The sequence below is a fragment of the Inconstantimicrobium porci genome, assembly GCF_009696465.1.
Lineage (GTDB): Bacteria > Bacillota > Clostridia > Clostridiales > Clostridiaceae > Inconstantimicrobium > Inconstantimicrobium porci.
The window spans coordinates 25,258-38,345 of sequence record NZ_VULX01000008.1 but is presented as its reverse complement, the minus strand read 5'-3'; the positions used below and the strand labels follow the sequence as shown (position 1 = coordinate 38,345).

General features: G+C 30.0%; 8 protein-coding genes and 1 pseudogene. 1 reads left to right on the top strand and 8 read right to left on the bottom strand.

All coding sequences use genetic code 11. The features are described 5' to 3' along the window. Window positions 1–154 precede the first annotated feature (154 nt). The 8 genes and pseudogenes from FYJ33_RS07235 to FYJ33_RS07200 all read right to left on the bottom strand — a co-directional run bounded on the left by FYJ33_RS07235 (window position 155) and on the right by FYJ33_RS07200 (window position 9,510). On the bottom strand, window positions 155–817 hold the full coding sequence (locus tag FYJ33_RS07235; protein ID WP_154531074.1) for a sugar transferase: 663 nt from the start codon (window positions 815–817) through the stop codon (window positions 155–157). A gap of 130 nt (window positions 818–947) precedes the next feature. Continuing rightward, window positions 948–2,099 (bottom strand): glycosyltransferase family 4 protein, encoded by a 1,152-nt coding sequence (locus tag FYJ33_RS07230; protein WP_154531073.1) that lies wholly within the window; start codon window positions 2,097–2,099, stop codon window positions 948–950. A gap of 83 nt (window positions 2,100–2,182) precedes the next feature. Then, a pseudogene (secA, locus tag FYJ33_RS07225) lies at window positions 2,183–4,462 on the bottom strand (preprotein translocase subunit SecA); the annotation flags it as partial. A gap of 13 nt (window positions 4,463–4,475) precedes the next feature. Beyond that, entirely contained in the window at window positions 4,476–5,855 is a 1,380-nt protein-coding gene (locus FYJ33_RS07220; RefSeq protein ID WP_154531071.1) for a hypothetical protein, read from the bottom strand. 184 nt (window positions 5,856–6,039) lie between these two features. Beyond that, the gene (locus FYJ33_RS07215; RefSeq protein ID WP_206046637.1) at window positions 6,040–6,669 is read right to left on the bottom strand and encodes a UPF0236 family transposase-like protein; all 630 of its coding nucleotides are present in this window, start codon (window positions 6,667–6,669) and stop codon (window positions 6,040–6,042) included. Between the two features lie 301 nt (window positions 6,670–6,970). After that, entirely contained in the window at window positions 6,971–7,750 is a 780-nt protein-coding gene (locus FYJ33_RS07210; RefSeq protein ID WP_154531069.1) for an SLAP domain-containing protein, read from the bottom strand. Between the two features lie 70 nt (window positions 7,751–7,820). Then, window positions 7,821–8,633: a hypothetical protein gene (locus FYJ33_RS07205; RefSeq protein ID WP_154531068.1), complete on the bottom strand. Its 813-nt coding sequence runs from the start codon at window positions 8,631–8,633 to the stop codon at window positions 7,821–7,823. Window positions 8,634–8,652: 19 nt separating this feature from the next. After that, window positions 8,653–9,510: a tyrosine-type recombinase/integrase gene (locus tag FYJ33_RS07200; protein WP_154531067.1), complete on the bottom strand. Its 858-nt coding sequence runs from the start codon at window positions 9,508–9,510 to the stop codon at window positions 8,653–8,655. A 387-nt stretch (window positions 9,511–9,897) separates the two neighbouring features. Here FYJ33_RS07200 and FYJ33_RS07195 point away from each other — a divergent pair, with 387 nt between their 5' ends. Continuing rightward, on the top strand, window positions 9,898–12,987 hold the full coding sequence (locus FYJ33_RS07195) for an Ig-like domain-containing protein (RefSeq protein WP_154531066.1): 3,090 nt from the start codon (window positions 9,898–9,900) through the stop codon (window positions 12,985–12,987). Window positions 12,988–13,088 lie beyond the last annotated feature (101 nt).

The window sequence follows — 13,088 nt, the reverse complement described above, 5'->3', positions numbered from 1 at the left end:
ATATATCAAGGTTTCGGAAGTTTTTTGTAAAAAAACAACGCCCACCTAATTTCATGTTAAAATTGAATCTCATATAAAACAAGAATGACCATGAAAGGATGTCGTTATTGTGGATTCAATTATAACTAATTCACTAATGTATAATCATAATAAATCAGCTTGCATTTTCATCGCCTAAAAAGACTTTAAATGTCATAAGTATCAACTTAATATCCAATAATAAATTGCGTTCATTTACATATTTTACATCTAGTTTCATCCAATTTTCAAAGTCTATTGAATTTCTACCACATACTTGCCAAAAACACGTAAGTCCAGGTCTCACTTCTAATCTTTTAAGCATCCAAGGTTCAAACTCTTCTACCTCATGTGGCAAGCTAGGTCTTGGTCCTACAATACTCATTTCACCTTTTAGAACATTAAGTAACTGAGGAAGCTCATCAATAGAAGTTCTTCTAATAAAACGCCCTATCTTAGTTATTCTTGGATCGTCCTTAATTTTAAACATTGGTCCTGACATTTCATTCTTATTCATAAGCTTTTCTTTAATTTCTTCCGCATTAGGCTTCATAGACCTAAACTTATACATTCTGAAGAGTTTTCCATCCTTGCCGACTCTTTCTTGAGAGAATATTATTTCCCCGCCATCTTCTAATTTTATTATTATTGAAACTATAATCATAATAGGCGATGTAGCTATAATACCCAATAAAGACAGTACAATATCTCCAATTCTTTTTACAAATTCATATATACTGTTTTTTAAATGACTCTGCTCTTCATTCTTCTTATTATTGTCCACCAATAATTCCTCCATAAATGTATTTCGTCAACTTGTACTAAATTTTTGACTTTTACTAACAAAAAAATACAGTATTTTTGTCACAATTATTATAATATTTTTGTTCTATTTTGTCTAATTTATAAATTTCCTGCATTGTATTAATCTACATTATATTAAGATATAATTTTTCAATGCGGCTGATATAACCATTCACAGAAAACTTCTCCTGCATTATCCTTCTTCCTCTATTACCCATCTTTTTTCTAAGTTCTTCATCATTAACAAGCTTTTCTATGCACTCCGATAAAGACTTTAAATCATTCTGTTCCACAACAAACCCACTTTTACCATTGTTTATCATCTCGACAACGCCACCGCATCTATATGCAACAACTGGTTTCGAACAAGCCATTGCTTCAAGAACTACTGTTGGAAATGAATCATATTCTATTGATGGCAGCACAAATACATCAATTAAATTTTGAATATTAGGCGCGTCGTTTCTATAACCAGTGAATATAAATCTATCCTTATATCTGCTGTTGTTAATCTTTTTAAGCAATTCCTCTACTCGCCATTCCTGACCTTCAAAAGCACTTCCTACTATTATAGCTTTTGTATTTTTCGTATTCTTAAACACATTTTCTGCAGCCATTACAAATTCTTCTTGACCTTTTATGGCGTTTATTCTGCCAACGAATCCAATAATGCACTCATTTTTTATATTAAACTCTTTTTTCAAATAATTTGTATCATTTTGTTTACTAAATACTTTCAAATCAATACCATTGTGGATAACTTTAATCTTTGATGGATCATTTTTAGTACCCTTAAGAAGATGTGTTTTCACAGCATTAGACACTGTCAAAATCTCATCGCATCTTCTAAAAAGCAGAACATTCATTACTTTACAGAAAATTTTAGGCTTGCTTATCATCTCATGAACATGCCAAATATGCTTTATTCGAAGTTTCTTATAAATATAAGCTCCCTCCAAAACTGCCGATGTATTGCTATGTATCAAGTCAATATTATTATCTACACAAAATTTTAGGAGTATCTTTGAAGACTTTAAAAACTGCGAAGTATATTCTATAATTCCTTTTATATTAAAGTACTTTCTTCTAAGTATAGGATATCTAATAATCTTCACTTCAATATTTTGTTTTTCAAGTTCTTTTACAAGCGGCCCATCATTGGGCAGAATAACATATGGCTTAAATTTTGACTTGTCAATATTTTTCAATATCTCAAGCAGTATCACATCAGCACCATATAGCTCTGCTCCAACATTTAAATAGAGAATATTAATCATTTATTTTTTCCTTCCTAAAATTGAAATATAAGTTACATAATATTTTCACTTATAATATAATTTTATAACTTCATACTGCTTACAAACATAACAATATCTTTTTTAATATTTAGCATTGATTCCTTAAACATATCTGCACCTTCTATCATGAAAGCCTGTGCAGGATCCATCTGCTTATACTGCTTTAATACAATATACTGTTTTAAATGTTCTATAGACTGAAGATGATCCACCCATACATCATCTATGATAGTAATAAGAGCAGTTCGTATTATTTCATTAAATCTCTCTGGCATTTCTTCTTCTTTTTTATCTACGTTTTCCTTAAACTTCTCTTTGTACCACTTACATATTGTTGTCATACTATCTTCAGGATCTTTATCATACTCCATATCAAAAATACCATTAAGAGCACTAATTGTATCCTTTTGTTCCTTAGCAGTGTTATCTATGATAACATCGTCAGCCATAGATAAAATTTTATCTTTTAAATTGTCACTCTTAAGCACAAGATCTCTCTGCTCATACAATACTTCCATCTGCTTACTTGTGACATTATCATACTTAATAAGGTTCTTTCTTGTTTCAAAGTTATCACTCTCGACAGCTTTTTGAGCATGATTAATTGCTTTCTGAACATTAGGAAGTATTATTGGTTTCCCATCTTCAAAGTTCTTCTTCTTCTTTTCGAAATAGTTTTTATCACTCTCAGACATATGATTCTTAAGAAGATCATCTTCTAATGATAAGTAGAAAATTGATTCTCCTACATCTCCCTGTCTTCCAGAACGTCCTCTAAGCTGATTGTCTATCCTCTGAGAATCATGTCTTTCAGTACCTATTACTTTTAATCCTCCAAGTTCAGTTACACCTTCACCAAGAAGTATATCAGTACCACGTCCAGCCATATTAGTAGCTATTGTAACTGCACCCTTTTGTCCAGCCTTAGCAACAATCTTAGCTTCTTTTTCATGATATTTTGCATTAAGCACTGTATGATGTATACCAGCTCTCTTAAGCATAAAAGATAAGAGCTCAGATTTGTCTATAGAAGTAGTGCCCACAAGTACTGGTTGTCCACTTTCATGTGTCTTTTTTATTTCTTCTACTACAGCCTTAAACTTATCATATTCAGTAGCATAAAGAACATCCTTATTATCTACTCTGGCAATAGGTTTATTAGTAGGAATTACAACTACATCAAGATTGAAAATTTCATTAAATTCATATTCTTCTGTTTTAGCAGTACCAGTCATACCTGAAAGTTTCTTGTACATTTTAAAGAAATTCTGATAAGTTATAGATGCCATTGTACGGCTTTCTTCTTTTTGCTGAAGTCCTTCTTTAGCTTCAATAGCTTCATGAAGTCCATCAGAAAATCTTCTTCCATCCATAACTCTTCCTGTAAACTCATCTACAATTAAAACTTCATTATCACTTACTATATAATCAACTTCCTTAGTCATTATATAATTAGCTCTCAAAGCCTGATAAGTATGATGCTTTATTGCAAAATTTTCAAGATCACTGAAATTTTCTACATTATAATATTTTTCTGCTTTGCTTACACCTTCTTCAGTAAGAATTACAGTTTTTGTTTTGTGATCTACTTCATAATCAACATCTTCATCTAAGCTTTTTACAAAGTAATCTGCAATTTTATAAAGTTCTGATGCCTTTTTCCCCTTAGCTGATACTATTAGCGGAGTTCTTGCTTCATCAATAAGAATTGAATCAACTTCATCAACTATACAAAAATTAAATCCTCTCTGAACTTTTTCATCATAAGATTTAACCATGTTATCTCTTAAGTAGTCAAAACCAAATTCTGAGTTTATACCATAAGTAATATCACAGTTATAAGCATCCTTTTTATCCTCATTGGACATATCAGGAAGAATAACCCCCGTAGTAAGTCCTAAAAACTCATAAACTTTGCTCATTTCTTCTGCACCAACTTTAGCCAGGTAATCATTAACTGTGATTACATGAACACCATTACCACTAAGTGCATTAAGATAAGCAGGAAGAGTTGCCACAAGAGTTTTTCCTTCTCCTGTTTTCATTTCTGCTATTCTTCCCTGATGCAGAACTATACCTCCCATTATCTGAACTTTAAAAGGTCTTTTTTTAAGTATTCTAGCATCGGCTTCTCTTGCAATTGCAAATGCTTCAACAAGAACGTTGTCCAAACTTTCTCCATTCTGAACACGTTCTTTTAAATCTTTGCTGCACTTTCTTATTTCTTCATCGCTCATTGCTTCATATTTACTCTGAAGAGCAATAACCTTGTCTGCAGTCTTTGAAAGTTTTTTCACTTCCGATGAATTAACTTTGCTCATTATTTTATCTATAAAAGCCATATAAATCTCTCCTCTAGCTATTCTCGCACATTATCTCATTATCTTTTTTTATGATAAAGCAACACAAATACATCGTCAACATTATTTTAGGATATTCAAAATAGTTATCAAAAAAGCATGTCATTAAAAAATATAATATAAGAAGCTTATTAAAATCCCCGCTCTTTATAAACACCAATATTGCTATTGCTGCAAAAACAGCCACACCTATATATCCATATTCACCCATGATGCTTATATATTGTGAAGTTGGTGTTTCAAGAAGCGATACTCCAATATTACTAAAAATACGAGGTCTTATATATTTGCGTGCATATTTATTTATACTAGTTTTAAATCTTGAAGAATTATACCATGATGTATAGTATCCTGATGCTGTAAGTGCAGCCCTTGAAGAATAATTACCTGCTCCCACACCTATAAGCCCTGCCTTTAAATCTTTCTTAGGCAGACTTATATATGTATCTTCATATGTTTCAAGTTTTTTAACCCTGCTTACCCTGAATTCGCTGTTAAAAGCGATTTTTGTAAACTGTTCTCTTACAAAAGGATCTGAACCAAACCAGAATATACACATTAAAACTGCTATTACTCCAACCATCATCAATTTTACTTTTCTATTAAGCTTGTATACTACAAAGAACGCTATAATTGAAACAAAAAATATAGCTGTATTTGTAAGTGATACAGTTGAAAGTGATAATACAGTAGCTATTATGAAAAATATTAGATATTCATATTGCTTTGTCTTTAAATATTTTGACAATAGCTTAACTGCTGTGAAAATCATCAAGCTAAAAAGCTGAACTCCCTGACTGACACCCATGGTACCTATACTCCAATCTCCAAAAAGATTGTCCATCACAATATGAATATTAAATATAACCACTGCCAGTATAGATATTCCCTGCATTATTATAGCAGTATTAAGTGCTTTATCTATTGTTTCATATTCTTCTACATTAAAAGCCATAAAAACAATAGGTACAACAGCAAATACAAAGTTATACATCAAATACAAGAATATATTGTTAATAGGAACCCTATGGATAACTATATTTATCATAAACATTGAAATCAGCAATATAAATATAATCATAAAGCTCTTGTTTATAATTAATCTCTTTTTATTTCTTAAATATGACACTACAAAATAAAGGAATAGCAATCCTGTAAAAAATATAACTATAAAATTATCAGGAAGCATTACAGAATAGACAAGATTTTTAAACAAAAACTTCTCTACATTATTTTTTTTCTTATTTATTAAATAAATATCTTTTATGAGAACTAATATAAATGGTATATATACTAAAGAATATTTTGAAAACATTGATACTGCCAAAAGAAATGGCATGTATATAATCAAGTCTTTCTTAAATATTAACTTCATGTTATACTCCTTCCGTTTATGCTAATACACTTTATTATAGCAAAATTTTACGTATTATAACATAGCTATAATAAAAAGTTTGTGTCAAGTAAATGTTGGCAAAAATATAACTTTTTAAACTTTTTATTAATTATTCATTATTTTACATATAAATTGTATTTTTTCCCTTCCCTATAAATCTATTTTATGTATATGATAAATCTCCAAAATCTTTTAATCCACATAAATTTCGTATTACTTTTCGACCTAGTGTTACGGCAGCAGAGCTGTACGGTATTGATGCAGTCTTCAGTGGATAAATATCAGGTTTATTATTACCAGCATCTACTTTTTTAGCTGATAGCGGTGTATTAATAATAACATCTCTTAATACTGACTCTGGAATTATATTTTTATATATTTTATCAACAGTTTCTGAAAGTCTTTTATTCTTTATGTTATCAGAAGTCTTTCTATAAGAAACTTCTGTAATATTGTTTAAAATAGATTCTGTAAGGTTAACTAAAATATTGCCTATAATGTCCATATTTAAATATTCATCTAACAAATACTTAGTAACTTTTCTGCCATCATCCTGTTTAATCTCGTATATTCTTCTGGAATACTCTACATCACCCATTATTGTCTTAACACATGTCTTTCTAATACCCTTATTTCGATACAGCTTAGTATCTCTCTCAACCATCAGCTTTTGATCTAAAGTTTCCAACACTGACTTCATTAATTCGCAAGCGGTATCGCATGCATATTTATAAATTTTCTTCTCTAGCTCCTTGAAACTTATTCCTTTTTCATTTAAACTTAAATCATACATAAACTCAGCTCCATTCATTTAATATCGACAATTAAATTATAATGGATAATTTATGTATTGTGGAGATGTTTTTACATCTCCTTTATTTTTTGTAAATTTTCCTGCCTACAAAAATTATACTCTAACATAAAATTTAGCATATTTAGTAAAAGTACTCGATAAAACCAGATAAATTTGACTGCAACATTAACAATTCATTTTTTATATGAGTCTATAATTAATTTTTTACACAAAAAAGAGACTGTATACAACAATTTCTAATTAGTTGTGATACAGTCTCACTAAATTCTATGCTAATAAATTAAGAAATTGCAACAGTGCAGAACTTGTATGTGTTAATTGCATCTTTTAAATCAGTTGATTCAAATATCACATTAACAAGAGAAGCTGACTTAGCCGCTACACTAATAGGGCTGTCTACTTTTTTTACACCACTAACATTATCAAGAGCATCCTTTAATACAACTGAAAAACCTTTAATTGTTGCATTCTTATCATATGAATTCATAACAATTATAGGCACTATAATAGTATTTCCCGAAAAATATTTATCAAAAGCGTTAATTGTTATAGAATCTTTTTTCAGAGGTTTTAACCCCTTTAAATACATCTTTGCCTGCACTTTATCTTCAAATCTCACATCTTCAGCTACATCAAGATTTGATATTATTACAGAGCCATGTGCAGTCATTTTTGTATTAAATACTGCTTTTAATTCACTAACATCACATTTTATATTGCTAAAATCATCTTTATTAAATTCCAATTCAAATGGTGTAATTGTGTTTGATGGTAAAATTCCAACAAACGTGAAATCGCAGCTTTCATTAACAGCATCTCCAGACTGCTCATTTTTAAATATGATATCTATATTTTCAAAATTAATCTTTGAAGGAGCCGCATTTAAAAGTATCAGTGAAGCTTTAACCTTTTCATCATCCTCTTCCATGAATACTGTATAAATCTTTACTTCTCCCTCATTTATTGTTACATCTTGAAGAGATTCTTTGATTACTTTCTCGTATAAATCATTATGTTTCCTATTATCTATATAATGTATATTAAAATCATTAATATTCATTTTTATCCCTCCTAACAAATTTTATATATGTCTATATTATAACAGTGCTTTCCTTCTTTTCATAGAATTATTAATCATTATGTTTTTTCAAAAGCATATTAACTTCATTTGCATAACCATATTTCATAAGGAATTCAACAATAGCTACTTCAAATATCTCTCTCTGACTTATATTTTTTTCTCTGCTGAATTCTTTTACTAGTTCAGAAAGAAGATGTGACATACATAAAGACTTCGTAATTCCTATTCCGCCTATAACATATCGTGGTATTGTTCCATTAGTACCAATAGAAAGCATCTGCACTAGCTTATCTTTATTTTTATTTATCATTTTAAGCATAGGAAGAAGTTCAGCTATCTCTTCAGGTATTGATGAAAAATTAGTGTTTTCATTTTTTTCTTCATTATTATATATAGAACTTTCACTTGCTTCATTATTCGAACGCAAAGTATGACTATCCTTTACCCCTCTATCTAAAACATAATTATTCTTTTCAGACGACCATACATAGTCTTTTCCTTTCATATAAACAGCCATTGCTTTATGGTCTTTAAAACCTATACGCTTAGCAATCTCCATAGGATCCATTCCCATATTGAAATATGTAAGTATGCGCTGTATCTTATCATTATTTATATCATGTATGTCTTCTTGAAAATCACTAGATACTTTAATGACATATAACTGTTTTTCACTATTCCATATATATCCTTTCCTTCTCATATACATATCTATGCTGCGATAGTTCTTATGTCCAAGCATTTTGGCAATATCATCTCTTGTATTACCTTCCATAAGTTTTGATAATACAAATTTATCATCATATTTATTATCATTATTATGCTGTTCTTTTAAATCATTATATTTTTGTTCATCAAGCATTTACTTTCATCCCCTATATTTATAGTTTATCTATGGATTGAGCTAATTCATCAAGATTTGTATGTGTATATATTGAAGTAACTTTTAAGTTTGAATGTCCTAAAAGTTTTTGAACATGTACAAGATTTACTCCCTTTTTTATAAGGCATGACGCAAAACTATGTCTTAATATATGTGCACTTACATGCTTACTCCAGCCAAGATTAATAACTGTATCATTAATAATCCTATTTATATATGGTGCGCTTAGCCTTCCTGATTTTTCAGTACAGAAAAAATAATCACTTTTATTAGGTCTTTCATGATCTTTGTAATACTTTAATTTATTTATAATATCTTTATTAATAGGAATATTTCTATCCTTGCCACCTTTTCCATTAATAACCCTTATAACCTTATCATCAAAATCCACATCATTAACTTTTAAATTTATGCATTCACTTATTCTCATGCCACTATAAAAAAGTGTTTCTACTACGAGACTTATAAGTTTATGATCAATATTATGTACAAGTTCCTTCACTTCTGCTTCAGTAAGATATTCTCTTTCTTTCCTTTTGACTTTAATTGTTTCTACAAAAGAAGCTATGTTTTCTTTTGCAAATCTATTCTTATATGCAAAATTCCAAAATGATCTTATTGTATATAGATTTCTGCTTATACTTGAATTTTGTAATTTTCTAAGTTTCAAACTATGAAGATAATCTTCAATATCAAGAATTTTTATTTCTTCTATATATACAGGACCATTGTATTTTTCTTCCACAAATTTTTCAAAAGCGTTTATGTCTTTTGAATATCCTGTTATAGTTTCGTTACTTTTATTACTAATCTTAAGATAATATTCAAATTCTTTTATAACTTCATGTAGTAACATTATTGTACTTTTTATCCCCTTTCATACTCTTTACACATTTTACCCATTTTAAGTTTTTAATATACATTTTTAATTAAACTTTAATATTTAACTATAACAAGTATAAAATACTAGTATTTTCTTTTAATGTCAACTTAAAAAAAATATATACATTCTATTGCAATATAACAACAATGATATATTTTTTCATATTTTTTGTAATTGGCTTGTTTAAAGGCTTGTCATTATTGTTACTTAATTGTTTTTTAAAATATTAATTTTTTATTTAAATATAAATTAATTATTATTTATATAATGTTATATAAAAATTTTAATTTATAATGTTGATATTAACTTCATGTTTTTCACTAACACCTGTACACCTTTATATTATTAGCTTGTCCATTTTTGCCATTTGTCGAATTTTATGGCATTTTAAGTGCTATTACCGAAACAACTGTTACAGTAACACTTAAAAACACTCCAGCAACAGAAGTAACAGCTACTAATTTATCAGTAACTCTTGATGGAAAAGCAATCAATGTTTCTAAAGTAGAAAAAGTTTCTGACAAAGTGTACAAGCTTACAATAGATTCTCTTAAGAATAAAGAAGGAAACCTTAGAATAAACGGTTTAGATACTGCATTCGACTTCAAAGCACCAGAAGTTAAATCAGTTAAGCCACTATCAGATAGAATTATAGAAATTAAATTCTCAGAAAACGTAAACGAAGCTTTAGCTCAGCTAATTTCAAACTACTCATTAGTTGAAGCTGGCACAGCAAATACAGTAAACATGACAGGTGCAAGCATAAAAGTTACTGGCAAGGATACAGTAAGATTAACTTTAGCTAATGCTCTTACAAAAGATACAAAGTATACTTTAACGGTAAAAGGAATGCAGGACGTATCTATTAATAAGAATACTATGAGTGCAGCTGGTTCATCAGTTATATTTACAGCAATAGAAGATACAGTTAAACCAGTTATAGTAAGCGCTGTTGCTATCGATGCTAATAAAATCGAAGTTACAATGAGCAAGGAATTAACTAGCACATCAGTAACTGCTACAGTAAAAGCTGTTAAAGAAGATGGTACTTTAGATACTGCTAAGACTAATAAAGCAGTAGTGGACGGAAATAAAGTAGTAATCACTTTAAGCAATACTTCAGAATACTTAGAAGATGGAAAAGTATATGATGTTGCACTTACAGGCGGAGCAGACTTATCAGGTAATGTTATAGCTGATAATCAGGCTATAAAAGTTACAGGTGTAAGAGATGTTGTTGCTCCAACAGTTGTAGAAACTCCTATTTACGATGCAGAAAACAAGACTATAACTATAAACTTCAGCGAAGAAATGGCTAATTTAGATACAGAATCAAACTATGCTTTATTCGAAACTGAAACTGGCTTAACTCATGCTATATCTTCAGTTACTGTATCAGAAGATAAGAAGTCTGTTAAATTAAACTTAAGCTCAGCATTAAAGGGAGAAACTCTTTACTCTATAAGATTAAACGGATTAAAAGATACTGCTATAATAGCTAACACAATAGCTGCAAACACTATAGTTAAGTTTACTACTAATGCTGTTATAACTCCTGTTGAATTATCATCTGCTGAAAAACCAGTTGGAGATAAAGAAGATGGAAAAACTGTAGTTTTAACATTCAACCAGGATTTAATAAAAGAAGAAGCTGAAAATGTAAAGAACTACTCAATAGTAGAAAAAGATGATGCCAAAACTGCTTTACAAGTAACAAAGGCTGTTTACAACTCATCAGACAGAACTGTAACATTAACAACTGCTGCTCAAAAAGACAAGCAATACACTGTTAAAGTTGCTAACTTATTAAACTTAGATTCATCTAAGGCTGAAAAAGACTTCACAGGTGTTGATAAAGTTAAAGCTGTATTAAACAACGTTACTCCTAAGACTAAAAATGTAATAGATCTTGAATTCAGCAAAGAAATGTCAGCTGCTGGAACTATTACAATTGTTGAAAAAGGAACTGCAAACGCAGTAAGTGTAAGTACTTCACAAATACTTACAAACAAAAAGGTAGTAAGAGTTACTACTGCTACAGAACTTAAAGAAGGAAGCGAATACACTATTACAGTTGCAGGTGCTAAAGATAATTCAATTTCAACAAACACAGTTGATACAGTATCTAAGAACTTTGCAGCAGTAGAAGATAAGACTGCTCCAGTTATAAACGCTGTAACTTGCAAGAATGGTGCTTCTATAGAAATAGAATTATCAGAAGAACTTAAAGAAGTTGGAACATTAGATAAGAACAACTTTGAAATCAAAAAGGGTGATAAAGTTGTTGAACTTAACGATGATGTTGAAATAACAGTATCAGGTTCAAAGATAACATTAACTAACAAAGAATCTTCTAATGCAGTAGCTATCTTCGAAAATGGAGAAACTTACACAGTTGCTCTTAAAGAAACTACTAGCAACTATATTACAGACTTAGCTGGAAACAAGGCATCTAATGCTGCAGTTTCATTCAAGGGTGTTGTTGATACTATAAAACCAGCTATGACTGGAGCTGCTATGGGTGAAAGAGATAACGAAGTTATCTTAACATTCAGCGAAGAAATTCAGGCTTTAGCTTTAGGACAGGAATCTAAATTTGTTGTTACTGATGCTGTAACTGGAGAATCTGTATCAGTTACTAACGCTGAAAGCTTAACTGGAGATGACAGCAATAAGATTAAATTAACTCTTGCTAAATCTACTATAGCTGGAAAACAGTACAGAGTATACATTAGCGATGCTTCAATAATAAAAGACTTAGAAGTTACTCCAAATACTTTAGATATGAATAGTGCAGTTGCATTATTTACAGGAAAAGATTTAACTGCTCCAGATAAGGATAACGTTACTGCTGTACTAAAATCTGCAGAAACAATCGTGCTTACATTTAACGAAAAGTTAGATGCTAACTCAGTTAGCAAAGAAGATTTCGTTGTTACAAACGGTTCTAATATAACAGTTAAGAAAGCAACAGTTGGAGCTAACGATGCTGCTAACACTGTAACACTAATAATTGAAGGAAATGAAGATACTTCATTCCAACCTGAAATAAGCATAGCTGCTAAGCAGTCAATAGCTGATTTATCAGGAAACAAACTTGGTGGAGATTTAGCGACAGTTTTAACTATTACATCAAGAACTGATAAAGCTGCTCCAGTTCTTAAGAGTGCTGTAAAGTCAGGCTCAAATGATAAGGTAATAGAATTAACATTCAGCGAAAATATCGAAACAATAAGCAGCAGCGATTCTGATACAATTGCTAAAGTATTATCTATCCCAGGATATACTATAGAATCAATAACAGCTACAGGATCAGACAATAAAGTAACTGTAACATTAAGCGAATCAGTTACAACTAATCCTTCAGTAATATTAAAGGCTGGACAAACATTAATTAAAGATGCTGCTAATAACATATATGCAGGAAACGACTCAGTAATAGCTGAATAATTAAACTAAAAAGCGGCTATTATACAAGCTGTGAACTGCTCCCTGTCAAGTAGACAGTAAAAAGCAAAAATAATTTGTATAGCTAATCGCGTTTGCGGTTA

Excerpts from the sequence above, each read along its gene's own strand:
- FYJ33_RS07215 (WP_206046637.1), bottom strand. The coding sequence starts at position 6,669 with ATGTATGATTTAAGTTTAAATGAAAAAGGAATAAGTTTCAAGGAGCTA.
- FYJ33_RS07235 (WP_154531074.1), bottom strand. The coding sequence starts at position 817 with ATGGAGGAATTATTGGTGGACAATAATAAGAAGAATGAAGAGCAGAGT.
- FYJ33_RS07200 (WP_154531067.1), bottom strand. The coding sequence starts at position 9,510 with ATGTTACTACATGAAGTTATAAAAGAATTTGAATATTATCTTAAGATT.
- FYJ33_RS07230 (WP_154531073.1), bottom strand. The coding sequence starts at position 2,099 with ATGATTAATATTCTCTATTTAAATGTTGGAGCAGAGCTATATGGTGCT.
- FYJ33_RS07220 (WP_154531071.1), bottom strand. The coding sequence starts at position 5,855 with ATGAAGTTAATATTTAAGAAAGACTTGATTATATACATGCCATTTCTT.
- FYJ33_RS07205 (WP_154531068.1), bottom strand. The coding sequence starts at position 8,633 with ATGCTTGATGAACAAAAATATAATGATTTAAAAGAACAGCATAATAAT.
- FYJ33_RS07210 (WP_154531069.1), bottom strand. The coding sequence starts at position 7,750 with ATGAATATTAATGATTTTAATATACATTATATAGATAATAGGAAACAT.